Origin of the sequence: Erythrobacter aureus, from assembly GCF_003355455.1 — a bacterium.
In the GTDB taxonomy this organism is placed as follows: domain Bacteria; phylum Pseudomonadota; class Alphaproteobacteria; order Sphingomonadales; family Sphingomonadaceae; genus Qipengyuania; species Qipengyuania aurea.
The window spans coordinates 549,564-575,700 of record NZ_CP031357.1; the positions used below are offsets into that span (position 1 = coordinate 549,564).

Consider the following 26,137-nt stretch of genomic DNA (forward strand, 5'->3'; position numbering starts at 1 on the left):
AGCGCCGATCCCATGCACGATTTCGATGTTCTTGTAGTCGGCGGCGGCCATGCCGGGGTCGAAGCGGCCTGCGCCGCCGCCCGAATGGGGGTGCGCACGGCTCTGGTGACGCTCGATCTCGACAAGGTCGGCGCCATGAGCTGCAATCCGGCAATCGGGGGATTGGGGAAGGGGCATCTCGTCCGCGAAGTCGATGCGCTCGACGGCGTAATTGCCCGTGCTGCCGACGCGGCAGCGATACACTATCGCATGCTGAACAGGTCGAAAGGCAGCGCGGTATGGGGGCCGCGCGTTCAAGCCGATCGGAAGTTGTTTCACCGGGCGGTTCAAGCGATGGTTCGGGCGCAGCCATCACTGGAACTGGTCGCGGGGGAGGCGGCTGCCCTTCGTCTCGAAGGGGGGCGGGTCTGTGGACTGGAATTGGCGGACGGAACGCGGATCACGTCGCGTGCGGTGATCTTGTGCACGGGCACCTTCCTTGGCGGGATATTGTATCGCGGTGAAGAACGCTTCGAAGGCGGGAGGATAGGGGAAGGGGCTGCCCACCGTCTGGCGACACAATTGCGCGAGGCCGATCTTCCGATGGGAAGGCTTAAGACCGGCACGCCTCCACGTCTGGACGGGCGCACGATCGATTGGGCTTCGCTGGAGGAGCAGCCGTCTGACAATGAATGCTGGACGATGAGTTCGCTGACCGGGGCGAGATCAAACCCCCAGCTGTTCTGCGGAATCACCCGTACCAATGCGCGCGCGCATGACATTATCCGCGCCAACCTCGATCGGTCACCGCTGTTTTCCGGCGCCATCGGCGCGGCAGGCCCCCGTTACTGCCCCTCTATCGAAGACAAGATCCATCGGTTTGGCGATCGCGATGGGCATCAGGTATTCCTCGAGCCGGAGGGTCTGGATACCGAGCTCGTTTATCCGAACGGAATATCGACATCGCTTCCCATCGATGTCCAACTGGCCATGCTGCGGGCGATGGATGGTTTGAGCCGGGTGGAAATGTCCGTTCCCGGTTATGCAGTCGAATATGACCATATCGACCCGCGCGCGCTCGCTTCTTCGCTGGAGCTTCACGCTATTCCGGGCCTTTACTGCGCGGGGCAGATCAACGGTACGACGGGATACGAAGAGGCGGCGGCACAGGGGCTCGTCGCCGGCATGCACGCCGCTTCGGCGATCCTTGGCGTCGAGGCGCTGCCGCTCGATCGCGCGAATTCCTACATTTCCGTGATGCTCGACGATCTGACGCTTCAGGGTATCACCGAGCCCTATCGCATGCTGACCTCACGGGCGGAATACCGGCTACGCCTTCGCGCGAGCAATGCCGATACGCGCCTGACGCTCCTGGGAATGAAACACGGCTTGGTCGGAAAGGAGCGGGCAGAATGGTACGACAGGCGTGAGGAGCGTCGCGCGCGATATGAACAAGCGCTCGCTACCCCTATTCATTCGAAAGTTCTGGCGGATGCGGGGTTTCACGTGAAACGTGACACCGGACCTCGTCCAGCCTCCGAGTGGATCGCTGGCGGTCATGCCGATTTATCCGCTCTGGGGCCGTGGTTGGACGGTGTGGATCCCGACGACTCACTTGCCACGGAGTTGGCGGAGGATGCATTTTACGCGCCTTATCTCGCGCGGCAAAGGGCCGAGCTTGCCGATCTGCGCACAAGCGAAGCGCAGCGCCTGCCTCCCGACTTTCCCTTCGCCGAGGTTCCTGGACTGTCCAATGAAATGATAGAGCGGTTGTCGGTTGCACGGCCGGAATCGCTGGCGGCCGCTGGCCGTATCAGCGGTGTCACGCCGGCGGCGCTCGCCGCTTTGCTCGTTCATGTCCGAAAGAGGGATCGTGCGGCATGATCGCCAGCGAAGACGAAGCCCGCGCCTATGTTGCCCGCCTGTCCGACCGCTTCGCGCTCGATCGGCTCGATATGCTCGTCAGGGATTTATCCGCAGAGAATCAGCGGCAGAACCTGATTGCCCGAGCGACACTGCCAATGGTCTGGCAGCGGCATATTGCCGATTCGGCCCAGTTGCTCGAGCTATGCGAGCCGTGCGACGGCCCCTGGCTCGATCTTGGAAGCGGCGCGGGATTTCCAGGTTTGGTCATCGCCGCGATGCGTCCGGATCTATCTGTGGTTCTCGTGGAATCGAGACGCCGCCGTATCGAATGGCTGGAAGCCACCATCGCGAATTTGGGGCTCGAGAATTGTCGGGTAGAGGGGCAACGTCTGGAGAATGTTACGCCTTTCGAGGCCCGGATTATCTCCGCTCGGGCCTTTGCTCCACTCGACCGGTTGCTGACTTTATCCGCGCCCTTCTCCACAAGCTCTACCCATTGGGTGTTGCCCAAGGGCCGATCGGCGGCGCATGAAGTAGCGGGACTGCCCAAGAATCGCCGTGCCATGTTTCACGTGGAACAATCGGTGACCGATCCGGAGGCTGGGATCGTGGTCGGTCGCGGAGAATGGAGCGCAAAAGCATGATCACCATTGCTATCGCCAATCAGAAGGGCGGAGTGGGTAAGACGACCACTGCCATCAACATCGCGACGGCTATGGCTGCGACGGGGTGGAAGACTTTGCTGATCGACCTTGACCCTCAGGGTAATGCGTCGACCGGGCTTGGCATAGCGGCTGCCGCGCGTGAAAATACCAGCTACGATCTCCTGCTTGACCAGGCCGCCCTGGCAGAATGTGCGCAGCCGACGGATATACCCGGCCTCGATATCGTTCCGGCGACGCAGGATCTATCGGGAGCGGAGGTCGAGCTCGTCTCGGTAGAGGATCGCACAGCGAGACTTAGGCGGGCGCTCTCGTCACAAGCTCGCGGGAGTTTTGCGGGCTATGATGTATGCTTTATCGATTGTCCGCCCTCGCTTGGGCTTCTGACTCTCAACGCCCTGTCCGCTGCGGATACGTTGCTTGTGCCGCTGCAGTGCGAGTTCTTCGCGCTTGAAGGTCTCAGTCAGCTTCTCCAGACTGTCGAGCGCGTACAGCAGGGGTTCAATGCCGATCTGGGCATCGTTGGGATTGTTTTGACGATGTTCGACCGCCGCAACCGGCTAACCGATCAAGTGGCCGACGATGTGCGAGATTGTCTCGGCAATCTGGTCTTCGAACACGTGATTCCGCGCAATGTGCGCCTTTCCGAAGCGCCGAGCCATGGAATGCCGGCACTGGTCTATGACCACAATTGCCCCGGAAGCCGGGCCTATATCGGCCTGGCTCGGGAACTCATCGGGCGTCTGCCGGAAAGGAAAAAGGCGGCATGAGTGACGGCGCGGACAAATCGGGAGCCAGAACGATCGATCGCAAGAAGAAGCTGGGGAAGGGACTTGGAGCCCTGTTAGGCGAAACCCGCCGCGAGGAACCGCTTGTCCGGTCGGGCGCGGATGGGGGTGGGGGCCAGCAAGCGGGGTCCTCGGCGGGTGTGAGCCAGGCCCATCCGAGCGATGGGCTCGCTTCCATTCCGGTGGCGGATATCGAACCGCTTCCCGGACAACCCCGGACGCGCTTCGACGAGGAATCGCTCGAAGCACTCGCGTCTTCCATCGAATCGCGTGGCGTGATCCAGCCAGTCATCGTGTCGCCGCTGGGACAGGGTCGTTATCGCTTGGTTGCGGGCGAGCGCCGCTGGCGCGCCGCGCAAAAGGCGCGATTGCACGAGATACCGGCACTGATTCGCGAGCTTGAACGGCGCGAAGTGATGGCGCTGGCGCTCATCGAAAATCTCCAGCGCGAGGATCTCAACCCGGTCGACGAGGCGCGCGCGTACCAAAAACTCGCCGAAGATGAGGGGATGACCCAGGCGGAGATCGCAAAGCTTGTCGACAAGTCGCGCAGCCACGTCGCCAATCTCCAACGCCTCCTGAGCCTCCCCGATAGCGTGCTGGAGTTATTGGCCGAGGGTGCACTTTCCATGGGGCATGCGCGTGCCTTGGTCGGCCGGGATGAGGCCGAAAGCCTCGCGGAAAAAGCGGTCTCCGATGGTTTGTCCGTGCGCGAAATGGAGGCGCTGACCCGCAAGCCGGGAAAATTGCGGTCGGATACGCCTTCGGCCCACCCCCATCAAAGCGAAAACGACGCCGATATCACTGCCGTGCAGGGTCACCTCGAAGAATTCCTTGGCATGCCGGTCAGGATCACCACCGATGTCACGCCCAACACGGGTAGCGTGACCATTCGGTATCGCACCCTCGATCAACTTGACCTTATTTGTCAAAGGCTTACGGGCGGCGATATTTAACGGAAAGCTGGTCGAAGCGAGGCCTGAAAGCATTTCTCTACCTTGGCGCTCGAGCCCAAGACCCTCTCGCGACCGAGAGGAAGTTCAGACTATCGAGAGCGAAAGGGATGGTCCGGGATCATCGATTTCATCAGGCTGCCCGATCGGGAAACGCTTCGTTCGGCTTAGATCGTGTAATCCGGCGACTGGCGGTATAGAAGTCTCCGGCGCGGCGATGGTCCCAGCGACATCGATGTTGCGCGGCGCGACTTAGAAGCTGCGGGCACTGCTCCCCTTCTGGCCCGGGGGCGTCGACTATGATCTCGAAGCGTTTCGATCGGGTGGGGAGCCCGCGTAAATCGCGACTTTCGTCGCCTCTCGCGCTCGCCAAGGCCGCAGGGCACGGTGCGATATAACGAACCTGCTCATTCGCGGGGCGGCGCATATCGCTCGGGCAGAGACCGTTATTCCGTCCGCGCGCCATTCACCTTCGTCGGCCCCTGGTGCCCGAGATGCCGGTGCGCCGCATCACCATCGCCCTTGGGTTTAGTTCGCGGGAGTTCCGTCGCGATACACTGCGCGCTGGGGCACTGCTACGGTCACCGGGACCAGCATGTATTGACCCGGCTGGGCATACTGTGTGGTTCCCGCACTGGCGGTAGCTTTTTGCATATAGTCGTCGAGATAGGCCTGGCATTGCCCGTAGCTGTCGGTCGGACGGCGATTGCCATCCTCGATCGCATCCCCCACGGCCATTCCGGCAAGCGCGCCGGTGCCCGCGCCGATCAACGTGCCCGCCGTGCGATTGCCGCGCCCGGCTATGCGATTGCCGAGCACTCCTCCTGCAACGCCTCCGATCAAGGCGCCGATGATTTCACCGCGATCGCTATCGCTCTCATAAGTGTCGAGCCGGGCACGGCATTCTTCGAGCCATGCGTTGCGATCGAACGCCACGACCTGCGCCCCGGCCGGCAGATAGGTCGGGACCCCGCCGTAACCCGGCTGATAGCCATATCCATATTGTGCCGGGACGACTTGCATTGGCGTTTCGCGATAGATCACTCGCGCCGCACCGGCTGGCGGCTGCGTATAGCTCATGGGCGCCTGATGCACATAGATGACCTGCGGTGGCTGCTGCACATAGACATAGGTCGGTTGCTGCCCTTGCGTTGCGTAGACTGGTGCTCGCGTCGGGATCGTCCGAGTTGCTGCCATCGGCATAGTGCCGACCTCATCGTGCCGATAATATCGAGGGTCCGATGGGTCGATCGCCTGGATTGTGGGCTTGCTTACAAAGACCGGGGCTTGCGCAGCCTGCCGAGCGGGGATGACTCTGGCGGCGCCTATGGGGCCAGGTTCGACCACCACCGGCTCGGCCACCGTTTCGGTGACCACATCGTCATCGAGTTCGGGCAGGGGTTGGGCGTATTCATACGCACCTGTTTCGTACGACATGGCCTCCTGCGCGAAGGCGGCGCCCGGCAGAACCGCGAAGGCCGACGCTGTCAGGGCGAGAGCGGAACGGGTAGGCATGGTACGAACTCCTCTTGGCGACTCGGCAGGGGGCCGCGCCGCGCGCAGGGCCGAGTTTAGCACCCTACCGGCGCATCGCAAAAAGAGTGGCGGGGTTGTGCCGCGATGGGTCAGCGATGGTCAGATTCGCTCGGCGAGAATTCTGGCCAGCGCCTCGATACCGGCGGCGTCCTCGGCGTCGAAGCGGCCCTTGGCCGGGCTGTCGAGGTCGATGACCGCGATAACGCTGCGATCGCGCATGACCGGCACGACCAGCTCGGAGTTGGTCGTGGAATCGCAGGCGATGTGACCCGGAAAGCTGTGAACGTCCTCGACTAGCTGTGTGGCGCCGTCGCCGGCCGCCCTACCGCAGACGCCTTGGCCGACCGGAATGCGAATGCAGGCGGGCCGCCCCATGAAAGGGCCGAGCACGAGTTCGTCGTCGATGACACGGTAGAAACCCGCCCAGTTGAGCTCGGACAGAAAGTCCCACATCAAAGCCGCGACATTGGCCATATTGGCGACTGTGTCGGGTTCACCTGCGGTCAGCGCCTCGGCCGCCTCCAGCAGTTGGCGATAGGTTTCGGGCTTGGGGGTGCCGGGCTCGGGACGAAAATCGAACATGGCGCGCGATGTAGCGCGCCCACGCCGCCCCGCAAGCCCCATTGCTCCCCGTTGCACGCTCGCTTATCCCTTCTGGCATGAGCATCCTGAAAAAGCTGGGCATCGCGCTCCTCGTCATCCTTCTGGTGATTCTGGTCGCCGGGTACTTCCTTACCCGGGGAGACACTGCGGATATCGCTTTCGAAGAGACGGTGGGGACCGACCCGACACTCGACGAGCCGGCCGAAGAGAGTTTCCCGACAGTCGCCATCGCGGAGCCGGTCGGCTGGGGCGAGAGCGAGGCTCCGATCGCGGCAGAGGGCCTTTCCGTCAATCGCTTCGCCGAAGGGCTCGATCATCCGCGCACGCTGCAGGCACTGCCCAATGGCGATATCCTCGTCTCGTTGACCCAATCGCCCAAGATCGAGAGCGGCGACAGCAACTGGCTGCGCGATCTGGTTGCCGGTTTCCTCTTCCGCAAGGCGGGAGCGGGCGGCGAAAGCGCGAATCAGCTTGTCCTCTTGCGCGATGCCGATGGCGATGGTGTGGCGGAAGGCCGCTTCGTCTTGCGCGACGATCTCGATTCGCCATCCGGGATCGCATGGGGCGATGGCACCCTCTATGTCGCCAATCACGACGAAGTGCTGGCCTTCGACTACGAGCTCGGCGCGACGCGGCTGACCGGCGAAGGGCGCAAGATCGCTGTCCTTGCAGAGGGAACGGGCCACTGGATGCGCAACCTCGCGCTGCATCCCGACGGAGACCGGCTCTATGCCGCCGTCGGGTCGAAGTCGAATATCGGCGAAGACGGCATGGACATCGAGGAAGGCCGCGCCCTTATCTGGGAAATCGATCTGGATACCGGGCGTCAGCGCGTGTTCGGTGCGGGGCTGCGCAATGCGAATGGATTGGACTTCAGCCCATGGTCCGGTGAACTTTGGACCACGGTAAACGAACGCGACATGCTCGGCTCGGACCTGGTGCCCGACTACCTCACCAATGTCCCTGTCGGCGTTCATTACGGCTGGCCCTGGGTATATTACGGCGACAATTTCGACCGCCGCGTCAAATATCCGATCCCGCAATTCATCAGCTATGTCAGGACCCCTGAATATGCGCTCGGCCCCCATGTGGCTGCCCTCGGGCTGGTGTTCAGCCGGGAAGGGGCGCAAATGGGTGAGCAATTCGCAAGCGGTGCCTTCATCGCGCAGCACGGATCCTGGAACCGCAAGCCGCCATCGGGCTACGATGTCGTCTATGTCGCCTTCGACGAGCGCGGCAATCCAACCGGAAAGCCGATTCCCGTGCTCACCGGCTTTCTCAAGGATGACGGCACGACGCGCGGACGGCCAACCTGGGTGGAATGGGCGGGCGATGGCTCGCTGCTGGTATCCGACGATACGGCGGGGATCATCTGGCGCGTCGTTGCGCCGGGTGCCGAACCGCAAGCCGGGCTCGACCGTGTGACCGGCGACCGGCTTCCTGCCCAGCGCGAATTGCGCGGGCAGGAAGCGACCTTTGGCCAGGACGATTATGCGCGGCGCGTCACCGCTGAATAATAGTTCTTCAGCCCGCCAACTGGTCGGACGAGACCGCGTAGAGCGGCGCGGCCCCTGCCATGGCGGCGGTTTTCAGCCCCGACGCCTCGGGCACGATCCGATCGAGGAAGAACCGTACGCTGGCCGGTTTCGTGGCCGCCAGTCCGGGCGCTTCACCCGCTTCCACGGCGCGCAATTGCTTCAGCAGTTGCCACCCCGCGACAGTGACGGCGAACATCGTGCAAAACGGCACCGATCCGGCAAGGCGATCGTCTAGGCTGGCCCTTCGCGCATCCAGTCGGCCACCGCGGCACAATCCTCCGCGAGCTTGGCCAGTGCCGGTTCGTCGCCGGCGTCTTTGGCGGCATCCGCAATCAGCCTGGAAAGGGCATTCCCCCATCGAGGCCAAGCTTGCGGGTGACGAGGTCGGCGGCCTGTATCCCGTTGGTCCCCTCGTAGATCGGCGCAATTCGCGAATCACGCCAGTGCTGCGCGGCGCCGGTTTCTTCCACGAATCCCATGCCGCCATGGATCTGAACGCCAAGGCTGGCGACCTCGATTCCGATATCGGTACCCCACGCCTTGATCAGCGGAGTGAGCACTTCGCCTCGCGCTCGGGCATCGACATCGCCCAACGTGCCCCGATCGACCTGGCCGGCGGTATAATAAAGCAGGGCGCGCGCGCCTTCGGTCAGCGCTTTCATCCGCAGCAGCATGCGGCGCACGTCCGGATGCTCGATGATTGAAACCGGTGACTTGTCGGGCGAACCGGCGCGGGCGGATTGGACGCGCTCCCGCGCGTATATCAGGGCTTGCTGAGTCGCGCGCTCGCCGATCTGGACGCCCTGATTGCCGACATTGATCCGCGCATTGTTCATCATTGTGAACATGGCCATCAACCCACGGTTTTCCTCGCCGACCAGCTCGCCGATACACTCGTCCTCGTCCCCATAGCTCATGACGCAGGTGGGGGAGGCGTGGATGCCGAGCTTATGCTCGATACTGACGCAGCGCAGATCGTTGCGCGATCCGAGCGATCCATCTTGCTTCACGTGATATTTGGGCACGATGAAGAGCGAGATCCCGCGGCTTCCTTCGGGCGCATCGGGCAGGCGCGCGAGCACGAGGTGAATGATGTTCTTCGACAGATCGTGTTCGCCCCAGGTGATGTAGATCTTCTGGCCCTTGATCCGGTATTTGCCCGCGTGCTCGCCATCGGTGATGGGCTCGGCCGTGGTGCGTAACGCGCCTACGTCCGATCCCGCCTGCGGTTCGGTCAGGTTCATCGTGCCCGACCATTCCCCGCTGACCAGCTTGGGCAGGTATTTTTCCTGCAGCTCCTTCGATCCGTGATGTTCGAGCGATTCGATCGCGCCCACACTGAGCATGGGGAGCAGGTTGAAGGCCATGTTCGCCGTGCCCAGATTCTCGAGCACATTGCACGATAGTGTGAAGGGCAGCCCCTGCCCGCCAAAGTCGACCGGCCCGGAGATCGCGTTCCACCCTTGCTCGACATACCCGGCATAGCCCTCGGCGAAACCATTGGGCAGGCGAACCGAGCCGTTTTCCAGCTTCGCTCCTTCGAGGTCGCCAACGCGGTTGAGCGGAGCCCATTCACCAGCCGCGAACTCTCCGATTCCCGCCACGATCGCTTCGACCATATCGGGCTCGGCCGCAGCGAATTTCTCACTTTGGGCAAGCTCGTCGATGCCCGCATTGACGCGAATGGCGAGCAACTGGTCCTGGGTGGCGGGGGTATAGGTCACAGGTAATCCTCTTGGCTTTGCGGGGGTTCAGATATAGCGCGCATCCATGGGCGGCAAATACGCTACGGAAACGCTTGACGCGGATGAGGGTGGCATCGCTCGGGCGGTGCATATCCTCCGTGACGGGGGCCTTGTGGCCGTGCCCACCGAGACCGTCTATGGCCTTGCTGCCCGCGCCGATAGCGACACGGCGGTGGCGCGTATCTATGAAGCGAAAGGCAGGCCCAGTTTCAACCCGCTGATCGTCCATGTCGCTTCGCTGGAACAGGCAAGAGAATTTGCCGAGTTCCCACCTGCGGCCCAGCGGCTTGCGCGCGAATACTGGCCCGGCCCGCTGACGCTCGTGCTTCCGCGCCATCGCGGCGCAAGGCTCGCCCCTGCCGTCACGGCAGGTCTCGAAACGCTCGCTCTGCGGATGCCCGCGCACCCGGTCATGCGCGCATTGCTTGAGCGAACCGGCTTTCCCCTCGCGGCCCCTTCGGCCAACCGCAGCGGGTTCATCAGCCCCACTTCGCCAGCGCATGTACTGGCTTCGCTGGATGGCCGTATCGATGCGGTTCTGGACGGCGGTGAATGTGAGCGCGGTCTCGAATCGACGATTGCCGCGGTTCGGGCCGACGGGTCGGTAGAGGTGTTGCGCCCGGGGCCTATCGCCCTTGGCCCTTCGGCCGAGGGACCGGGACGGATCGAAGCCCCTGGCCAACTGGCCAGTCACTATGCGCCGGGCAAGCCGGTCCGTCTGATGGCGTCAGAAGTTGCGCCAGACGAGTTCTGGATCGGATTCGGGGAACATCCGGGAGAGTGCACTTTGTCCGCGAGCGGCGATCTAACCGAGGCAGCCGCGCGGCTCTATGCTTGCCTCCACGAGGGCGCACGTTCGGACAAGCCTCGTATCGCCGTAGCACCGATCCCGGACGAGGGGATCGGCATCGCCATCAACGACAGGCTTCGCCGGGCGGCAACTCCGGTCGACTAGCGTTCGGGCTCGGTCGGAATGCTGGGTATGATCTGCTGCATCTCGGCATAGGTGTCGCGTGCTTCGTTGCACGCCCGGCGAGCGCCGTCTTCGCACTGGTCGAGCTGTTTTTCGTAATCGCGTTCGAGCTTTGCCAGACGCTGCTCGCGCTTGCGGATTTCCCGGCCCCGTTTTTCGTCCGCCTCCGATTGGCTTGTGGTGGCGAGGTCCACCCCTTTACTGACCACTTTGACCGGAGCTGTCGCGACGTCGACCACGGTCTTCGCCAGACAGCCGGGTAACATCACAGCCGATGGAAGGAGAACCAGAATAGCTAGGCGACGCATGTGAGTTCCTTTCACTGTGCCGCCTAGCCGATAATCGGTGTGCCGTCGATGAACTCAGGCTCCCGGTGCGCCGGGCTCCTTGGGCTCCTCGGGCGCTTCGGGTGTTTCGGGTGAAACCGGCGCCTCCGCTGCTTCGGCGGCGCTGCGCGCCTCGCGACAATTGAGCTTGCCCGAACCCATCGAGCTGACGGTGCAGTCCGCGCGGCCATTCACGGTGATCGTGCCCGATCCCATAATGCTGGCGTCGACCTCGCCATCGGACGAGAATTCGGCGTCACCCGATCCCGCGACTGAAATATCGGCCTTGCCGACCTTGAGCCCTTCCATAGCGGCCTTGCCCGAACCGGCAATGGTCAGGTCGAGCGTGTCCACCTGGCCGGCCCCTTCGAAATCGCCGGACCCGGCGATTGTCAGGTCGAGCGAATCGGCGTCGAAATCGGCGACTTTGGCGGTACCCGATCCGGCAATGGTGACATCTGTCTTGCCCGTCATCGAAGCCGCCTCCAGCTCGCCCGAACCAGCCAGGACCATGGCGCGCAGGCTGGGCATGGTCACTCGAACCGTGGCTTTGCCGCGATCTTTCCAGCTATTTTTCTCGCGACTGATGATCAGCGAATCGTCATCCAGGGCGAAGCGCATGGCATCGACCGCTTTGTCATCACCCGAAACGGCAATGTCGAGTTCGTCGCCCTGAGTGACGATCACCTTGTCCGGGCCGGCAAGTACCAGTTCGCTGGGATTGGCACCGGTCATGTCCAGTTCGGCCAAGGGAACGCCTTCGACGTCGCCAATCTGGATATTCATCCCGTCGCACCCGGCAACGAGCGTGGCACCGGCGAGGACGGCAATCGGGGCGAGGCCCCTGAAAATTCGATGGATCATCGCGGTCGTGTTCCTTTCACTACGGCAGTCCGTATTGCTGATATAATACAGCATGCCAAGATCATCAAGGTCGGCAAACAAGGGGCGCTCACTTCGAGCGCCCCTTGTTTGGACATTGCGGCAGGTCAGACGAGGTTCAGCGCGAACAGGTCAGGCGCCCGGAGCCCATCCGAGTCTGGGTGCAATCGGTGGTGCCAGAGACGATGGCATCGCCGCTGCCGACAATGCTTGCAGATACGCTGCCGTCTGCACTGAAGCGCGCATCGCCCGATCCGGCAATCGAAACGCTAGCCCGTTCGAGGCGGAGCCGCTGGCCATCGATTTCGCCGCTACCGGCGATCGTAATACGCCCATTGCCTGCCCGCCCGGCGATGCGCAGGTCGCCGGACCCTGCAACCGTTGCCGTCAGTTCCCTGGCGGCGATACGGCCGACCTCGATCGTACCCGATCCGGCCACGATGGCGTCGACCTGGTCTGTATCCATCGTATCGATCGAAAGGTCGCCCGACCCGGCCAGAGTGACTCCTTCGACATCAGGGGCGATCACTTCGATCCTCGCGCTGCCTTCAATCTTGTCGCGGTTCGAGCGGCGACCGATAATCAGTGCGCCATCTTCGACCTTGAAGCGCAATTCGGCGAGCACGACGGGATTGCCGCTGGCCCTGATGCGCCAGCGATCGCCACGCGTCACGCGAACATCGTCTTTGCTGGCAAGCGTCACCTGATCGAAGCGCGCGGTGCCGGACCAGGAGGTTGAGATGCGTTCTCCATCGTCGAGGGAGGAGCGCCACTCTTTCCCCGGATGCGCTTGAGTGGCGGGTATTGCGGCGAAGGCGGCAAGGCCGAGTGTGCAGGCGGCGAGCAGACGAAACATGGCGGTTCTCCCGATGGATGGCTGCGTGCTTCCCATTAAGCGGAGCGCGTGTCGAGTCCGTTCGTCGACAAGTGTAATCGTTTGGTGGAGTGGTCCTGTGAAAAAAAGGGGGGCGCCTTGCGGCACCCCCCTTTACCTGTCCGAATTTCGACGCGCTTACGCGTCTTCGGTATTTTCGTAATATTGCGGCGCGTGTTCGCGTAGGACGTCGAGGATCTTCTCGAGAGCGGTCGCCTCGTCGGTTTTTTCCATCGCCGCGAGCTCGCGGGCGAGGCGGCTCGAGGCCGCTTCGAAAATCTGGCGCTCCGAATAGCTCTGCTCGGGCTGGTCGTCGGGACGAAAGAGATCGCGCGTCACTTCCGCGATCAGCACGATTTCGCCCGAATTGATCTTCGCTTCATATTCCTGGGCGCGGCGGCTCCACATGGTGCGCTTCACCTTGGGCTTGCCCTTGAGGGTTTCCATGGCTTCCTTGAGGGTCTTGTCGGAAGACAGCTTGCGCATGCCGATCGATTCGACCTTGTTGACCGGAACGCGCAGCGTCATGCGTTCCTTTTCGAATCGCAGGACATAGAGGTCGAGCTGCATACCGGCGATTTCCTCGCTCTGCAGCTCGATGACACGGCCGACACCGTGCTTGGGGTAAACAACGTAGTCGCCAACGTCGAAGGCATCAGCCTTGCTAGCCATGCAATCTATCCTTTCATCCAGGCCCGGCCGGAGTGAACAACAGCGTCACGGGAACTCAAGGCCGCAATCCCACAGGGGGGAGCGCGGTCTGGCACCAAATATGACGGTGTTGGTGGCCTGCCCTTTCAATTCTCACACCTGCCCGGGAGCAAACCGGTGCAGTTGTTGCATTATATAGCACACTGCCCCCAATATTGCGAGTCTGGGCGGGAACGCGGCTATTCAGGCCGTGTTCCGGGTGCTGCGAAGGGCCGCATACTCGGCCCCGAATAACAGCAGGAAACCTGTCGCCCAGAACCATGTGATGAGCGCCAGTACCGCTCCAAGCGTGCCGTAAGTCGCATTATAATTCCCGAAATTCGCTGCGTAAAAAGCAAAACCGGCAGTGGCAACGAGCCACGAGGCAGCGAACAGGGCGGCGGCAGGCCATATTGCCGACCACGCCGGGGCAGGGGCATTGGGTGCGAAGCGGTAGAGCATGCCCGCCGCAAGAGTGGCCGCGATACCGGCAAGCACCATACTCGCCGAACCACCGACCACGCCGCCGAGATTGGCGAGTGCCGCGCTGGCGATACCCGCCGCGATCATGCTCGCAAGACTCGCGGCCGTGATTGCAACCGCGACCAGATTGCCCCTGACGAAGCCGCGTTCCTCATCTGCATGAAACACGATGTTGAAGCCGGTCATCAGCGAGCGAGCCCCGCTTCGCGCGCCGAACAGCGCGATTGCCAGCGACACAAACAGGCCGACGCCCTGAGCACCGGACGATCCGTCCGACACAGCTTTCAATTGCCCGGCTATCAGGTCCGCCGCAGATGCGGGAAGCCGGTTCGTCAACAGCTCGATATGCGAGCCGACGGTCTGCGGAGCGGCGAAGACGCCGTAGGCGAGCACGATTGCGCCAAGGGCGGGGATGAGAGCGAGCAAGGCATAATAGGCGACGCCCGCAGCTATAAGCCCGATATTGTCCCGCGATCCGGCTTGCCAGGCCCCTTTCAGCGCAGAGAGCATGCGCGCCTAGCGTTTAGTCGCCTTCACCCGGTTCGGGAGAGAAGTACTGCTCGTACTTGCCTTCCTTGTCCTTGAATTCATCGGCATCGGCGGGCGGCTCTTTCGACTGGGTGATGTTGGGCCATTCCGCGCTGAACTTGGTGTTCAGTTCCAGCCACTTTTCAAGGCCGTCTTCGGTATCCGGAAGAATGGCTTCGGCAGGGCATTCGGGCTCGCACACGCCGCAGTCGATACATTCGCTGGGATTGATGACCAGCATGTTCTCGCCCTCGTAGAAACAGTCGACCGGACAGACCTCGACGCAATCGGTGTACTTGCACTTGATGCAGGCATCGGTGACGACATAGGTCATGGGTAGCGTAATCCTCGCGAAGTGTTTCCCTGATCCGCGCTGCTAGGGCGGATTATCCGTTGGGGTCAAGCTCCCGATAGCAGGCCTGTGCTTCGCGCGGCGGCCCGCGGCGTTTGGGCAGAGCCAGGATTTCCACCAGCTTGACCGACTTGCCGAGGGGAAGGGTGAGGATATCGCCCTCCGCAATGTCGCGCGAACAGCGCGTCACGCGCTCGCCATTGCGGCGAATATGCCCCTTGTCGACCAGCTTGTGCGCCGCGCTGCGGGTGCGCGTGAAGCGCAGATAGCACAGCAGCCGGTCGATTCTCACGCGGGCTCCGCCATCAGCGTACCAGATCGGCGAGCGCCGCGAAGGCGTTGCCCTCGCGGGGCTGAGCGGGCCTGGCGCGTTCCTGCTTGCGGCGCGAAGGGCGCCATTCCCAGCGGTCGGGCCGGGGCGGTCCGAACTGCCCTTCGGGAAGAGGCCTGGCCTTCTGGACGCGAAAACCCGCATTGCCCAGCAACCGCGCGATATTCGCTTCTTCCAGACCGATCGAAACGGGGAGCGCATAATCCAGCACGAATTTGCGCTTGCGATCTTTGGCCTGAGCCTTGGCACGCGTTTCATGCGCGGCGCGCAGGACTTTTTCCGCCAGATCGATGCGAATCGCCTGGCTGCCCGCATGGCGATAGCCCGAAGGCAGCTTCTTCACGTCGGCGATCACCGGGAGCATCGCCTCTTGCAAGGCCCGCCGGTCGAGCCCGAGCGCGTGGAGTAGCCGGCGTGGTGCCGGCTTGAGCAGCGCGGGAGCGAAGATATCGAGTGCACCGAAGGTCACGCCGATCTTGCGCAGGAAGGGCCGCATCTCCTTCGGCAGATGCTCGATGCCCGCCTTCTCGCGTGTGACGTAGCCATGTCCCGCGATCAGGTTGAGGAGCAGCGCGCGGGCTTGTGACCCGGCATCGGGATTGCTTGCCGCGTGGTGCATCTTTTCCAGCGGAGCAAGCGGTTCGAGCGTCTTGGCGAGCCAGGCCTCCAGTGCTGCCAAGAGCCTGGTGCGCGCGGTCTCGGGAAGCGCAGCGACTTCCCGCACGGGCTTTACCAGCGGTGTCACGGTGCCATCGCGATGCTCGAGCTTTGCGAGCTCTTGCCCGTTCCAACGGATTGCCCCGCCTGCCAGTTCGATATTGTCCATATCCGACGATGCGAGCGCTTCGGCCTTCTCGCCGAGCAGTCTGGGCAGTGCCTTCTCGGCAGCCGCCAGCAACATGCGGCGGTCCTCGTGCCGGGCGGAGGGATCGACGGTGAAGCGGAGCCCCTCGACATGGCCCAGCACTTCGCCTTCCACGCTAACCTCGCCCGCATCACTCAATTCAATCGGCAACATGCCTGCATCCTGTCCTAGCGACTTCATCAGGATCGCCGTCCTCCGGTTTACGAATCGTTCTGTCAGCCGCGCATGCAGCGCGTCCGACAGTTTTGCCTCTACCGCCCGTGCGCGCGACGCCATCTCGTCCCGCGCCAGCACCCAATCGGGCCGCTGACAGATATAGGCCCAGCTGCGAATCGCCGCGATCCGCCCCTGCAGCGTATCGATGTCTCCGGCCATATTGTCGAGTTCGCTGATCCGCGCGGCGACATAGTCCGCGCCGATATAGCCCTGCGCGAGATCTTGCCACAGGCGCGCGACGAAGCGCGCATGAACGTCGGGGCCGCGCTGCCGGAAATCGGGTAGCGAGCAGACTTCCCAGAACCGCCGGACCGCACCGTGTCTGCGCACATCGGCCGCGACAGGTTCCTCTGCGAGGCGCTTGAGCGTGGCCAGGTCGATCGCCTCGGGTGCGGCGCGCAATGCGGGATCCCCCGGCGGCGCCTCGAGATCGGCCATCAATGTGGCCAGCGAATCGAAGCGCGGCTCGGGCTCGCGCCAGTAAAGATGAGTCAATGGCGCGAAGCGGTGCTCCTCGATCGCGTAGACCTCTTCCTCGGTAAATTCCGGCGGCGCGCCATGCTTGTTCGTTCCCGAGAGCGTTCCGAAGGTGCCATCGCGCTGGTGGCGGCCCGCACGTCCGGCGATCTGCGCCATTTCCGCGGGCAGCAGCCGTCGCATTCGCACCCCGTCGAACTTGGTCAGGCCCGCAAAGGCGACATGATTGACATCGAGATTGAGCCCCATGCCGATCGCGTCGGTGGCGACGATGTAATCGACCTCGCCATTCTGGAACAGCGCGACCTGCTTATTGCGTGTTTCGGGACTGAGGGCGCCCATGACCACTGCCGCGCCGCCGCGAAACCGGCGGAGCATTTCGGCCACCGCATAGACTTGTTCGGCGCTGAAGGCGACGATCGCGCTTCGGGGTGGCAGGCGCGATAATTTGCGCGGCCCGATATGCGTCAGCGTCGAGAACCGCGGGCGCTCGGAAATTTCCGCCTGCGGCACCAATTGGCGAACCAGCGGTTCGAGCGTGCCGGCGCCCAGCAGCATCGTTTCCTCGCGCCCCCGCATATTCAGCAGGCGATCGGTGAAAATGTGGCCGCGCTCGCGATCGGCGGAAAGCTGGGCCTCATCAAGCGCGACAAAAGCCGCACCCGCCCCGTCGCGCGGCATCGCCTCGACCGTACAGCACATATAGCGCGCGCCCTTGGGCTCGATCCGTTCTTCGCCGGTAATCAGGGCCACCGCATTGTCGCCCTTGATCGCGCGGACCCGGTCATAGACTTCGCGCGCGAGCAGACGCAGCGGAAAGCCCATGCAGCCGCTCGAATGCGCCGCCATGCGCTCGATCGCCAGATGCGTCTTGCCGGTATTGGTTGGTCCGAGGACCGCCTTGATCGCGCTACCCTGCACGTCCCCTAAGTGGCAGTGCGCGATCACGGGTGCAACCGCGCGCCGCGCCTTCGCATCGATTCACCGCAATCCGGACTCGCATGATCGCAAGTTAAGCCCCGCTTTACTTTGTTTTGGCAGGCACGACGGGCAAAGGATTCACAAGAAGGGGCGCGCGCCATATCCGTTCGCACCGGATCGGCCAACTGGAAGGGACACGAGACGTGTACAGGTCCCACGCGGACACAGATGGAGCGGGAAGAATGGTCGAATCCGGCGGTTTCGGTCGGTCCGCTGCCGCGCTCGCGCATGATCAGATCGTCTCCCCTGCCGAATCCCCGTCCTTTTCTCTCAAGACCGTATGCGAACAGTTCGCCGGCCGGCTGGCAGCGTTCGATCTCGTGCCGGACCTCGGCAGCGATATCGGCAGCAAACGGTGGTTTCGCGGGTTCGCGACCTTTTTTGGCCTGTCGGCCACGGCTCTGGCATTCTGGCCGAGCTTCGCCCCGCTGGAAGCGGCGGCGCCGACCCAAATCGACGATGCGGCGCGCGACGAATATCGCAGCCAGATGATCATGCCTCTGGCGCTCGGCGCGGATAGCGGGCGGCACATGGGCGCGACTGCTCTTGTCGCTCCTCTGGCCTCCGCGCCAGAGCGACCGAGGCTGGAAATGGTCGCGACCCTGGCCAAAGGGGACAGTTTCGAACGCATGTTGCGGCGGGCAGGTGTCGGGAGAGCCGACACTGTAAAGGTGGCCGAACTCGTCGGCGGTGCGATTGCGCTGGACGACCTCAAGCCCGGAACGAAATTCGATATCGCGCTGGGACGCCGCCCAGCACCCGGCGAACCCCGCCCGGTCGAATCGATAGCCTTTCGCGCGCGTTTCGATCTTGCTCTCGATATCGGGCGGTTCGACCAGGGCACCGAACTGTCGCTGACGCAGAAAGTCATTCGGGTGGACGAGACGCCACTGCGTATCAGGGGGGTGGTCGGGGATAGTCTGTATCGCTCGGCACGGGCTGCGGGCGCGCCCGCCAGCGCCGTGCAGGCCTATCTCAAGACGCTTGGCCAATATGTGAACCTGGACCGCGACGTGCGTTCGGACGATACGTTCGACTTCATCGTCGCGCATCGCCGCGCGGCCACGGGCGAACGTCAGGCGGGCCAGTTGCTTTACGCCGGGCTCGAGCGCGATGAGAAGCCGCGTGTACAGCTGATGCGCTGGGGCGAGGATGGCGAATTTTACGAGGCCTCCGGTGTCGGCGAGCAGCGCGGCGGTCTCATGGCCCCCGTTCCCGGCCGGACAACATCGCGTTTCGGCATGCGCCGTCATCCCATCCTGGGATATCGGCGCATGCATGCCGGCCTGGATTTCAAGGCTCGCCACGGCACCCCGATCGTTGCCGTCACCGATGGCCGCGTGACCGGTGCGGGTCGGATGGGTGGTTGCGGCAATGCCGTGCGGCTGCGCCATGGTGGCGGGCTCGACACGCGTTATTGCCATATGAGCCGCATTGCTGTCCGCCGGGGGCAAGACGTGCGGCGCGGCCAGGTGATCGGCTATGTCGGATCGACCGGCCTGTCGACGGGGCCGCACCTGCATTACGAGATGTATCGTGGTGGCCGGGCGATCAATCCTGCCTCGGTCACATATGTGACCCGCGCCCAACTCGCCGGAGCCGAGCTGCGCCGCTTCAAGGATACTCTCGGCAAGATGAAAACTATCGAACCGGGGGCCGCGCTGGCCGAACTGCAACAGACCGCAGCCGAACTCGCGGCGCAGGAGCCTGAGCGCGAAATCGACAAGCTGTCGGCGCCCAAGAACAGTTGAGATTGCACCGCGCGTGCGCTTGCGGCAGAGCGGCGCCATGACCAACGCAAGCTACCCCGCCACCCGCCTGCGTCGCACCCGTGCCACCGGCTGGAGCCGCGCGATGCACCGCGAAACGGTGCTTACGCCGGCCGATCTGATCTGGCCGCTCTTCGTGACCGATGGGTCGAGTGTGGAAGAGCCGGTGACGAGCCTGCCGGGCGTCTCGCGCTGGTCGGTAGACGGGATCGCGAAGCGCGCGAGGGAAGCGGTCGATCTCGGCATTCCCTGTATTGCGCTGTTTCCCAACACGCAGCCCGAAAAGCGCAGCGACGACGGGGCCGAGGCGCTCAACCCCGACAATCTCATGTGCCGGGCGATCAAGGCTGTGCGCGATGCCTGCGGCAGCGATATCGGCATCCTTACCGACGTGGCGCTCGACCCCTATACCAGCCACGGGCAGGACGGGCTGCTCGATGAGACCGGCTATGTCCTCAATGACGATACCGTGGCCGTTCTGGTCGACCAGGCGGTCAATCAGGCCGAAGCGGGCGCGGATATCATCGCACCGTCGGATATGATGGACGGTCGCGTCCGCGCGATCCGCATGGCGCTGGAGATGAACCAGCACCCCAACGTCCAGATCATGGCCTATTCGGCGAAATACGCCTCGGCCTTTTATGGCCCGTTCCGCGATGCGGTCGGGTCGGGCGGACTGCTCAAGGGCGACAAGAAGAGCTACCAGATGGATCCGGCCAATGGCGATGAGGCGCTGCGTGAGATCGCGATGGACATCGCCGAGGGCGCTGACAGCATCATGGTCAAGCCCGGCCTCGCCTATCTCGACGTGATCTGGCGCGCTAAGCAGGAATTCCAGGTGCCGGTCTTCGCTTATCAGGTGAGCGGCGAATATGCGTTGATCGAAGCGGGCGCGGCGGCGGGCGTGGGCGATCGCGACGCGCTGCTTATGGAAAAGCTGATCGCGTTCAAACGCGCCGGATGCAGCGGGGTCCTGACCTATCATGCGCCGCGCGCCGCGGAGCTCCTCAATGGGTGATTTTCGACACGAGACCGAGCGGTTGGTGCTGCGCGACTGGCGCGACGAGGATTGGCCGCGTTTCTGGCAAGGCACCAATACGGAAAATGTCATGCGCTGGCTCGGCGGGGTGGCCGACGAGACGAAGCGCAAGGGCGCGCAGGAGCGTCTGCTCTCCTACGAACGCGAGCATGGGCACACCTTCTGGTGCGTCGAGCGCAAGGAGGACGGCGCGATTCTCGGCTTTTGCGGGCTGAAACGCTCCAACCAGGCGGGCGGGCCGATCGGCATGATGGAAGCCGGCTGGCGCTTGCGCGAGGATGCCTGGGGCAAAGGCTATGCGCGTGAGGCGGCGCAGGCCTCGCTCGAGCTGGCCTTCGAACGTTTCGGCGCGGAAGAGGTGATTGCGCTCACCGTTCAGCGCAACGAGGGCAGTTGGGGCCTGATGAAGCGCCTCGGCATGCGTCGACGCGAGGATCTCGATTTCGAGAATGATGAGTTCGATGCGGAAAACCCGGTTATAATTGTCTACTCGATCGACAAGGCGGAGTGGGAAGCCGTTCGTGGCTGACATTACCGCCGAAACCGATCGGCTGATCCTGCGCACGATCGAAGAGAGCGATGCGGAAGAGCAGATGCGCGTGCTCAACACGCCGAGCGTGATGGCGCGGCTTGGCGGCGTCAAGGAATTGCACGAGATCGAGGCCAAGCATGCCAAATCCATGGCGCTCTACGCACGCGAAGGCTTCAGCTTCCTGTTCATGATCGAGAAGGCCACCGGCGAGATGGTCGGCCATTGCGGGATCAAGCGCGTCGACAACCCGCTCGCGCCCAATCAGGGCGATCACGAGGTGGGCTGGCTGGTACGCGAGGATCGCTGGCGGCTTGGGCTTGCCGAAGAGGCGATGCGCGCCGTGCTCGACTGGGCTTTTACCCGCGTCGGCGCGCCGCATGTCGTGGCGCTGACCAGCGGGGCCAATGTCGGGAGCTGGAAACTGATGGAAAAGCTCGGCATGGTCCGCCGCGAAAATCTTGATTTTTCCGACCCCGCCTTTCCGCCGGAAGACAATCCGACGATCCAGTATTCGCTCACACACGAGCAATGGGAGAACACCCGATGACCGCGAGCCGCCCCGGCGTCACCATCATTCCGATCCACGGCCACACGCCGAAAATTCACGATAGCGCTTTCGTCGCGCCGGGCTGCACGATCATCGGCAATGTCGAGATCGGGGCCGACAGCTCGGTCTGGTACAATTGCGTGTTGCGCGCCGATGTCAGCCGCATCGTGATCGGCGAGCGCAGCAATATCCAGGACGGAAGCGTCTGCCATTGCGATCCCGAACGACCGGGCGATCCCGACGGTTCGCCGCTGATCATTGGCGACGACGCGCTGATCGGCCACATGGCGATGGTCCATGGCTGCACGATCGAGGATCGCGGCTTCGTCGGTCTCGGCGCGATCGCAATGAACAAGGCAGTGATCGGCTCGGATGCGATGCTCGCCGCCGGGGCCATGCTGACCGAAGGCAAGGTGATGGGCGCGCGCGAGCTGTGGGGCGGCCGCCCCGCGCGCAAGATGCGCGATCTCGACGATGCGGCAATTGCCGGGATGCGCATCGGCGTCGCGCATTATGCCGAAAACGCGAAGCACCACAGCGCCGCCATCGATGTCGCGGCCAAAGCCTGAACTTCCCGACCCCGCCGCGCTTCGCGCCCTCTTGGCAGGAGGGCAATTGCGCGTGCGTGCCACACCGGGTGCCCGGACAGAAACCATCACTCTCGAAGGCGATCGCGTATTGGTGAAGGTCCGCGCGAAGGCGACCGACGGCAAAGCCAATGCCGCCGTCGAAAAGCTGGTGGCCCGCGCTCTCGGAGTGCCGGTATCGCATTGCCGGATTGTGCGCGGCGAAACTTCGCGGGAGAAATGCCTGCGCGTGGATGGCTAGGGTGCGCGACGTTCGATCCTAAAAGCGAAGACGAACAAGGCCAGCGCCAGCGCAGCGGCAGCTCCCGCCGCCGCTACCGGCTTCACGCCATAGAGGCCGGTCCCGCAGACGGCCCCCGCCGACAGCGCCAGCCATAGCGATGGATAGCCGCGCATCGCGGCCGTCGATCGTCCCATCATGCGCGCCGCCAGGCCCTGTCCGGTACGTACGAGCGCCCCGGTCATATACGTGACTCCGACGGTAACCTCGCCATCGCGTGAAAACACATTGTTGGCGGCTCCCATGGCGAGGGCGGCCAGCGCGAGAAACAGCATTTCCTTTTCAGCGCTCAACGCTGACGCGCCCATCCCGAGTACCCCGGCGATACCGGCAAGCAGGATGCGCTTGTGCCGCCCCTGATATCGGGCGGCAACCACCGATCCGACAGTGACGCCTGTTACGAAGAAACCGATCAGGATAAGCGGTATCCAGGGTAGCGTATCCATATCGAACAGTTCGACCCCAAGCCGCGTGGTGTTGCCCGACATGAAAGACGTGAAATAGCCGCCCGCCACGATGAACCCCGTGGCATCGACTTGCCCGGCAAGGAATGCCAGCGCGATGGCGAGTGCCTGTCTGCTGCGATCATAGCGGCGCATTTTGTCAGCATGCCTACCACGCGGAGGATTTCAATCGCGGATCAGGGCCCGCAAAGCCGCGATCCGATCCGCCTCGTGCGGCGGCTTGTCCCAGCGGATGCGATGAATGCGGGGAAAGCGCATGGCAAGCCCGCTTTTGTGCCGCTTGCTTTCATGCACGCTGTCGAAGGCGACTTCGAAGACCAGGCTCTTGTCGGTTTCGCGCACCGGGCCGAACCGATTGACCGTGTTCTGGCGCACATGCCGGTCGAGCTTTTTGAGCTCCTCGTCGGTAAAGCCCGAATAGGCCTTGCCCACGGGAAGCAGGTCGGCGCCGGTATCGGGATCGCCGTCCCAACAGCCGAAAGTGTAGTCCGAGAAGAAGCTCGAGCGCTTTCCCGAACCGCGCTGTGCGTACATCAACACGCAATCGACCAGCAGCGGGTCGCGCTTCCACTTGTACCAATATCCGACACGTCGCCCCGCAATATAGGGACTGTCCCTGCGCTTGAGCATCAGCCCCTCGATCGCGTCTTCGCGGCTTCCTGCACGGATTTCGGCGAGGCGATCGAAGTCGCGCGCCTCGACCACCGAACTGATGTCGAAATGGCTTTCGGGCAGGCGGGCCATCAGGGCTTCGAGCCGCAAGCGGCGCGCGGTCCAAGGCTGTTCGCGCACGTCCTCGCCCTCGATCAACAGCGCATCGTAAAGGCGCACGAAGGCGGGAAACTCGGCCAGCATCTTCTTGCTCACCGTCTTGCGCCCCAGCCGCTGTTGCAGCGCATTGAAACTGGCGGCGCCGCCTTCCTCGCCGCCCTGCGCCGAACCGCGCACCAACAGCTCGCCATCGAGCGCCGCCGGGAAGGGCAGGGCATCGATAAGTTCCGGGAAAGTCGCCGAAATGTCGTCGCCCGAGCGGCTGTAAACCCGCGTTTCCTCGCCAGCGCGCACCAATTGGACGCGGATACCGTCCCATTTCCATTCCGCCGCATAGTCGGCGAGGTCGACCACCGTGTCCTCCAACGGGTGGGCGAGCATGAACGGCCGGAAAGTGGGAAGGTTCTCGATGTCGGGCGGGGCCTGGCCATGCGCCGCCCAGGCGAAGAGTGGATCATAGGGTGGCTCGAGGCCGTGCCAATATTCTTCCACTTGTTCGACCGACACTTCGAAAGCCTGCGCGAAGGCGGTTTTGGCCAGTCGGCTCGAGACACCGATGCGCATCCCCCCCGTCGCGAGCTTGAGCAATGCATAGCGGCCCGACGCGTCGAGCCGGTCCAGAAGGTTTGGCAAATCGACCATGACGCTCTTGCGGGTCATCGCCGAAAGCAGTTCCACGGTTTCGGACACGCCCGGGGGATCGGGTTCGCTATCGGGCGCAGGCCATAAAAGGCTTGCGGTCTCGGCCGTATCGCCGACGAAATCGCGGCTCAGCGTCCACAGCACCGGATCGACACGATCCTTCATCAAATTGCGGATGGTCGAGCTCTTCACGGCGGGAAAGTCGAGCCCGTCGCTCAGCGCGGCAAGCGCCCAGCCGCGGTCCGGGTCGGGTGTGGAGCGCAGGTACTCCGCGATCAGTCTCAGCTTCTCATTACGGCCGCGCGTATAGACCAGCGCATCGACCAGGGCGGCGAATTCTTCCATCAGGCGAATGCGGCGATCCGGGTGGCAAGACCGGGCACCGCCTCTTCATAGGAGGCGAGCGCCGTGTCCGCCCAACGCCGCACGATCTCGATGTGATTTTCCACCGACAATTCTACACAGATGTCTCCAGCAACCAGTGGGAACGGGGCATGGTCAGGCTGGTCCGGCCAGTCGCAATCGGCATCAGCTAGCTTGTTCAACAGAGCATATCTGTATTCTGGTTTGCGGCCCTGTCGCAGGACGGCATGGAGCCCCGCGAGATGAAGCCAGACCGATTGGCGAGCCCTCCGGTCGCCACGGTCACCAGGGTGCTGGACCGCAAAAACATCGACTGTGAGAAAGTGGGTCGGCATCAGGGCAGGGGTGGAATACTCGCGACCCAGAATGGCACTATAGCGCCGCCAGCATGCCGCCGACGAGATCATGTAGGCGTGGGTTGCCCCCTGCTCTGCTGGCGCGACGAGGCCGCAACCAGGACAAGTATCGCTATCAGTCATCCTCGTCCTCATACCCTACGAGCGCGAGTGCCCGGGCGCGGCGTTGGTGAAGTTGGCACCAGCGCAGCAGAGCATCCTCGCGACCATGCGTGATCCAGTTCTCATATGCGTCGACCTCTGCGATGGTGCGCGTGAGTTCGCTCCAGTCGGCGTGGTCGGAAATCACCAGGGGCAATTCGACATTCCGCTGGCGGGCGCGTTGGCGCACGCGCATCCAGCCGCTTGCCATGGCGGTGATCGGCTCGGGCAAGCGGCGGCTCCAACGGTCGTTGAGCGCGGAGGGTGGGCACATGACGATCGCGCCGCGCATGTCCTCCTTCGTATGATCCGCTACCAGGCGCAGCTCGCCCAGACCGACACCGTGTTCTTCGTAAAGGCGGCACATCTTCTCCAGCGCACCGTGCAGATAGATCGGGTCGCGATGGCCTGCTCGGCGCAGCTCGGCGATTACCCGCTGCGCCTTGCCGAGCGCATAAGCCCCGACAAGCACGCAGCGTTCGGGATGCGCGGCCAGCCGCTTGAGCAGCTTGGCCATCTCCCCCTCGATCGGCGGGTGGGTGAACAGCGGCAGCCCGAAGGTCGCCTCGGTAACGAAGATGTCGCAGGGTGTGGCTTCGAAAGGCGGGCAGGTCGGGTCTGCGCGGCGCTTGTAATCGCCGGTCACGATCACGCGCTCGCCCGCATGTTCGAGCAGGATTTGCGCACTGCCGAGCACGTGCCCGGCAGGGATGTAGGTCGCATCGACCCCGCCAGGCAGTTTGATCGTTTCGCCATATGCCACCGGCGTGGCCCCGTCCGAAGTTGCGTAGCGCAACTTCATGATCGCCAGCGTTTCGGGCGTCGCGACGGTCTGCCCATGCCCACCGCGCGCATGATCGGCGTGGCCGTGGGTGACAAGCGCCTTGGCTACCGCACGGCTGGGATCGACCCAGCAATCGCCGGGGACGATATGGATGCCGTGCGGCTCGGGGCGAATCCAGGAGAAGTCTGTGCTCACTCCCGACTCAAGCGGGCAG

General features: G+C 63.5%; 26 protein-coding genes and 1 pseudogene. 12 read left to right on the plus strand and 15 right to left on the minus strand.

Going from position 1 to position 26,137, the window contains the following annotated elements:
• Window positions 1-12: 12 nt before the first annotated feature.
• From mnmG to DVR09_RS02750, 4 genes are read left to right on the plus strand one after another with little or no spacing between them, the layout of a single operon-like run.
• Window positions 13-1,863, plus strand: coding sequence for a tRNA uridine-5-carboxymethylaminomethyl(34) synthesis enzyme MnmG (mnmG, locus tag DVR09_RS02735; RefSeq protein ID WP_115415579.1), 1,851 nt, complete (start codon window positions 13-15; stop codon window positions 1,861-1,863).
• On the plus strand, window positions 1,860-2,489 hold the full coding sequence (gene rsmG / locus DVR09_RS02740; protein ID WP_115415580.1) for a 16S rRNA (guanine(527)-N(7))-methyltransferase RsmG: 630 nt from the start codon (window positions 1,860-1,862) through the stop codon (window positions 2,487-2,489). Before mnmG ends, rsmG begins: the two co-directional genes overlap by 4 nt.
• Complete coding sequence (locus tag DVR09_RS02745; RefSeq protein WP_115415581.1) at window positions 2,486-3,277, plus strand: ParA family protein; 792 nt, start codon at window positions 2,486-2,488, stop codon at window positions 3,275-3,277. Before rsmG ends, DVR09_RS02745 begins: the two co-directional genes overlap by 4 nt.
• Window positions 3,274-4,251 (plus strand): ParB/RepB/Spo0J family partition protein, encoded by a 978-nt coding sequence (locus tag DVR09_RS02750; RefSeq protein WP_115415582.1) that lies wholly within the window; start codon window positions 3,274-3,276, stop codon window positions 4,249-4,251. Before DVR09_RS02745 ends, DVR09_RS02750 begins: the two co-directional genes overlap by 4 nt.
• 525 nt (window positions 4,252-4,776) lie before the next feature.
• On the opposite strand, the gene DVR09_RS17510 is transcribed toward DVR09_RS02750, so the two are convergent.
• Together DVR09_RS17510 and DVR09_RS02760 are read right to left on the minus strand one after the other, a co-directional pair.
• Entirely contained in the window at window positions 4,777-5,763 is a 987-nt protein-coding gene (locus DVR09_RS17510; protein WP_234041529.1) for a glycine zipper 2TM domain-containing protein, read from the minus strand.
• A gap of 120 nt (window positions 5,764-5,883) precedes the next feature.
• Complete coding sequence (locus tag DVR09_RS02760) at window positions 5,884-6,366, minus strand: GAF domain-containing protein (RefSeq protein WP_115417745.1); 483 nt, start codon at window positions 6,364-6,366, stop codon at window positions 5,884-5,886.
• A gap of 77 nt (window positions 6,367-6,443) precedes the next feature.
• Between DVR09_RS02760 and DVR09_RS02765 the strand changes: the two genes are divergently transcribed.
• A complete protein-coding gene (locus tag DVR09_RS02765) occupies window positions 6,444-7,904 on the plus strand; it encodes a PQQ-dependent sugar dehydrogenase (protein WP_115415583.1) in 1,461 nt (486 codons plus the stop codon).
• A gap of 7 nt (window positions 7,905-7,911) precedes the next feature.
• Here the strand turns inward: DVR09_RS02765 and DVR09_RS02770 are convergent.
• Window positions 7,912-9,649 (minus strand): annotated as a pseudogene (locus DVR09_RS02770) (acyl-CoA dehydrogenase family protein).
• Between the two features lie 46 nt (window positions 9,650-9,695).
• Here DVR09_RS02770 and DVR09_RS02775 point away from each other — a divergent pair.
• Window positions 9,696-10,625 carry an L-threonylcarbamoyladenylate synthase gene (locus DVR09_RS02775; RefSeq protein WP_115415584.1) on the plus strand — a complete coding sequence of 310 codons (930 nt, stop codon included), beginning with the start codon at window positions 9,696-9,698 and terminating at the stop codon, window positions 10,623-10,625.
• Here the strand turns inward: DVR09_RS02775 and DVR09_RS02780 are convergent.
• The 8 genes from DVR09_RS02780 to DVR09_RS02815 form a co-directional block, all read right to left on the minus strand.
• Entirely contained in the window at window positions 10,622-10,951 is a 330-nt protein-coding gene (locus DVR09_RS02780; protein ID WP_174223713.1) for a hypothetical protein, read from the minus strand. The genes DVR09_RS02775 and DVR09_RS02780 overlap by 4 nt on opposite strands.
• Window positions 10,952-11,005: 54 nt before the next feature.
• On the minus strand, window positions 11,006-11,833 hold the full coding sequence (locus tag DVR09_RS02785; protein ID WP_115417747.1) for a head GIN domain-containing protein: 828 nt from the start codon (window positions 11,831-11,833) through the stop codon (window positions 11,006-11,008).
• Between the two features lie 136 nt (window positions 11,834-11,969).
• Window positions 11,970-12,707: a head GIN domain-containing protein gene (locus DVR09_RS02790; RefSeq protein ID WP_162814830.1), complete on the minus strand. Its 738-nt coding sequence runs from the start codon at window positions 12,705-12,707 to the stop codon at window positions 11,970-11,972.
• A 156-nt stretch (window positions 12,708-12,863) separates the two neighbouring features.
• Complete coding sequence (locus DVR09_RS02795; protein ID WP_115415586.1) at window positions 12,864-13,397, minus strand: CarD family transcriptional regulator; 534 nt, start codon at window positions 13,395-13,397, stop codon at window positions 12,864-12,866.
• A gap of 222 nt (window positions 13,398-13,619) precedes the next feature.
• A complete protein-coding gene (locus tag DVR09_RS02800; protein WP_115415587.1) occupies window positions 13,620-14,408 on the minus strand; it encodes a YihY/virulence factor BrkB family protein in 789 nt (262 codons plus the stop codon).
• Between the two features lie 13 nt (window positions 14,409-14,421).
• Window positions 14,422-14,760 (minus strand): ferredoxin FdxA, encoded by a 339-nt coding sequence (gene fdxA, locus DVR09_RS02805; RefSeq protein WP_115415588.1) that lies wholly within the window; start codon window positions 14,758-14,760, stop codon window positions 14,422-14,424.
• A gap of 52 nt (window positions 14,761-14,812) precedes the next feature.
• The gene (locus tag DVR09_RS02810; RefSeq protein WP_115415589.1) at window positions 14,813-15,070 is read right to left on the minus strand and encodes an RNA-binding S4 domain-containing protein; all 258 of its coding nucleotides are present in this window, start codon (window positions 15,068-15,070) and stop codon (window positions 14,813-14,815) included.
• Window positions 15,071-15,083: 13 nt separating this feature from the next.
• The gene (locus DVR09_RS02815; protein WP_435867802.1) at window positions 15,084-17,588 is read right to left on the minus strand and encodes a helicase-related protein; all 2,505 of its coding nucleotides are present in this window, start codon (window positions 17,586-17,588) and stop codon (window positions 15,084-15,086) included.
• A gap of 242 nt (window positions 17,589-17,830) precedes the next feature.
• Between DVR09_RS02815 and DVR09_RS02820 the strand changes: the two genes are divergently transcribed.
• Genes DVR09_RS02820 through DVR09_RS02845 form a run of 6 tightly spaced genes read left to right on the plus strand, consistent with a single transcriptional unit; the run spans window position 17,831 to window position 22,363 of the window.
• The gene (locus DVR09_RS02820; protein WP_115415590.1) at window positions 17,831-19,399 is read left to right on the plus strand and encodes a M23 family metallopeptidase; all 1,569 of its coding nucleotides are present in this window, start codon (window positions 17,831-17,833) and stop codon (window positions 19,397-19,399) included.
• A 37-nt stretch (window positions 19,400-19,436) separates the two neighbouring features.
• Window positions 19,437-20,435 (plus strand): porphobilinogen synthase, encoded by a 999-nt coding sequence (gene hemB / locus DVR09_RS02825; RefSeq protein ID WP_115415591.1) that lies wholly within the window; start codon window positions 19,437-19,439, stop codon window positions 20,433-20,435.
• Window positions 20,428-20,985, plus strand: coding sequence for a GNAT family N-acetyltransferase (locus DVR09_RS02830; protein ID WP_115415592.1), 558 nt, complete (start codon window positions 20,428-20,430; stop codon window positions 20,983-20,985). The genes hemB and DVR09_RS02830 overlap by 8 nt, the downstream gene beginning before the upstream one ends.
• The gene (locus tag DVR09_RS02835) at window positions 20,978-21,535 is read left to right on the plus strand and encodes a GNAT family N-acetyltransferase (protein WP_115415593.1); all 558 of its coding nucleotides are present in this window, start codon (window positions 20,978-20,980) and stop codon (window positions 21,533-21,535) included. Before DVR09_RS02830 ends, DVR09_RS02835 begins: the two co-directional genes overlap by 8 nt.
• Complete coding sequence (locus DVR09_RS02840; RefSeq protein ID WP_115415594.1) at window positions 21,532-22,104, plus strand: gamma carbonic anhydrase family protein; 573 nt, start codon at window positions 21,532-21,534, stop codon at window positions 22,102-22,104. Before DVR09_RS02835 ends, DVR09_RS02840 begins: the two co-directional genes overlap by 4 nt.
• The gene (locus DVR09_RS02845; RefSeq protein ID WP_115415595.1) at window positions 22,085-22,363 is read left to right on the plus strand and encodes a DUF167 domain-containing protein; all 279 of its coding nucleotides are present in this window, start codon (window positions 22,085-22,087) and stop codon (window positions 22,361-22,363) included. The genes DVR09_RS02840 and DVR09_RS02845 overlap by 20 nt, the downstream gene beginning before the upstream one ends.
• Here DVR09_RS02845 and DVR09_RS02850 read toward each other — a convergent pair.
• Genes DVR09_RS02850 through DVR09_RS02865 form a run of 4 tightly spaced genes read right to left on the minus strand, consistent with a single transcriptional unit; the run spans window position 22,360 to window position 26,118 of the window.
• A complete protein-coding gene (locus tag DVR09_RS02850) occupies window positions 22,360-23,001 on the minus strand; it encodes a DUF1275 family protein (protein ID WP_115415596.1) in 642 nt (213 codons plus the stop codon). The two genes, DVR09_RS02845 and DVR09_RS02850, sit on opposite strands and share 4 nt — an antisense overlap.
• A gap of 30 nt (window positions 23,002-23,031) precedes the next feature.
• The gene (locus tag DVR09_RS02855) at window positions 23,032-24,624 is read right to left on the minus strand and encodes a cisplatin damage response ATP-dependent DNA ligase (RefSeq protein WP_115415597.1); all 1,593 of its coding nucleotides are present in this window, start codon (window positions 24,622-24,624) and stop codon (window positions 23,032-23,034) included.
• Window positions 24,624-25,133 (minus strand): DUF5946 family protein, encoded by a 510-nt coding sequence (locus DVR09_RS17515; RefSeq protein ID WP_369692549.1) that lies wholly within the window; start codon window positions 25,131-25,133, stop codon window positions 24,624-24,626. Before DVR09_RS17515 ends, DVR09_RS02855 begins: the two co-directional genes overlap by 1 nt.
• Window positions 25,114-26,118, minus strand: a complete 1,005-nt coding sequence (locus DVR09_RS02865) for a ligase-associated DNA damage response exonuclease (RefSeq protein ID WP_115415599.1) — start codon at window positions 26,116-26,118, stop codon at window positions 25,114-25,116. Before DVR09_RS02865 ends, DVR09_RS17515 begins: the two co-directional genes overlap by 20 nt.
• Window positions 26,119-26,137 lie beyond the last annotated feature (19 nt).

Excerpts from the sequence above, each read along its gene's own strand:
- hemB (WP_115415591.1), top strand. The coding sequence starts at position 19,437 with ATGACCAACGCAAGCTACCCCGCCACCCGCCTGCGTCGCACCCGTGCC.
- DVR09_RS17510 (WP_234041529.1), bottom strand. The coding sequence starts at position 5,763 with ATGCCTACCCGTTCCGCTCTCGCCCTGACAGCGTCGGCCTTCGCGGTT.
- DVR09_RS02760 (WP_115417745.1), bottom strand. The coding sequence starts at position 6,366 with ATGTTCGATTTTCGTCCCGAGCCCGGCACCCCCAAGCCCGAAACCTAT.
- DVR09_RS02800 (WP_115415587.1), bottom strand. The coding sequence starts at position 14,408 with ATGCTCTCTGCGCTGAAAGGGGCCTGGCAAGCCGGATCGCGGGACAAT.
- DVR09_RS02850 (WP_115415596.1), bottom strand. The coding sequence starts at position 23,001 with ATGCGCCGCTATGATCGCAGCAGACAGGCACTCGCCATCGCGCTGGCA.
- DVR09_RS02775 (WP_115415584.1), top strand. The coding sequence starts at position 9,696 with ATGGGCGGCAAATACGCTACGGAAACGCTTGACGCGGATGAGGGTGGC.
- DVR09_RS02780 (WP_174223713.1), bottom strand. The coding sequence starts at position 10,951 with ATGCGTCGCCTAGCTATTCTGGTTCTCCTTCCATCGGCTGTGATGTTA.
- DVR09_RS02820 (WP_115415590.1), top strand. The coding sequence starts at position 17,831 with ATGGTCGAATCCGGCGGTTTCGGTCGGTCCGCTGCCGCGCTCGCGCAT.
- DVR09_RS02840 (WP_115415594.1), top strand. The coding sequence starts at position 21,532 with ATGACCGCGAGCCGCCCCGGCGTCACCATCATTCCGATCCACGGCCAC.
- DVR09_RS02845 (WP_115415595.1), top strand. The coding sequence starts at position 22,085 with ATGTCGCGGCCAAAGCCTGAACTTCCCGACCCCGCCGCGCTTCGCGCC.
- DVR09_RS02765 (WP_115415583.1), top strand. The coding sequence starts at position 6,444 with ATGAGCATCCTGAAAAAGCTGGGCATCGCGCTCCTCGTCATCCTTCTG.
- DVR09_RS02785 (WP_115417747.1), bottom strand. The coding sequence starts at position 11,833 with ATGATCCATCGAATTTTCAGGGGCCTCGCCCCGATTGCCGTCCTCGCC.
- DVR09_RS17515 (WP_369692549.1), bottom strand. The coding sequence starts at position 25,133 with ATGAGGACGAGGATGACTGATAGCGATACTTGTCCTGGTTGCGGCCTC.
- rsmG (WP_115415580.1), top strand. The coding sequence starts at position 1,860 with ATGATCGCCAGCGAAGACGAAGCCCGCGCCTATGTTGCCCGCCTGTCC.
- DVR09_RS02790 (WP_162814830.1), bottom strand. The coding sequence starts at position 12,707 with ATGTTTCGTCTGCTCGCCGCCTGCACACTCGGCCTTGCCGCCTTCGCC.
- DVR09_RS02830 (WP_115415592.1), top strand. The coding sequence starts at position 20,428 with ATGGGTGATTTTCGACACGAGACCGAGCGGTTGGTGCTGCGCGACTGG.
- DVR09_RS02855 (WP_115415597.1), bottom strand. The coding sequence starts at position 24,624 with ATGGAAGAATTCGCCGCCCTGGTCGATGCGCTGGTCTATACGCGCGGC.
- DVR09_RS02750 (WP_115415582.1), top strand. The coding sequence starts at position 3,274 with ATGAGTGACGGCGCGGACAAATCGGGAGCCAGAACGATCGATCGCAAG.
- mnmG (WP_115415579.1), top strand. The coding sequence starts at position 13 with ATGCACGATTTCGATGTTCTTGTAGTCGGCGGCGGCCATGCCGGGGTC.
- DVR09_RS02795 (WP_115415586.1), bottom strand. The coding sequence starts at position 13,397 with ATGGCTAGCAAGGCTGATGCCTTCGACGTTGGCGACTACGTTGTTTAC.
- fdxA (WP_115415588.1), bottom strand. The coding sequence starts at position 14,760 with ATGACCTATGTCGTCACCGATGCCTGCATCAAGTGCAAGTACACCGAT.
- DVR09_RS02745 (WP_115415581.1), top strand. The coding sequence starts at position 2,486 with ATGATCACCATTGCTATCGCCAATCAGAAGGGCGGAGTGGGTAAGACG.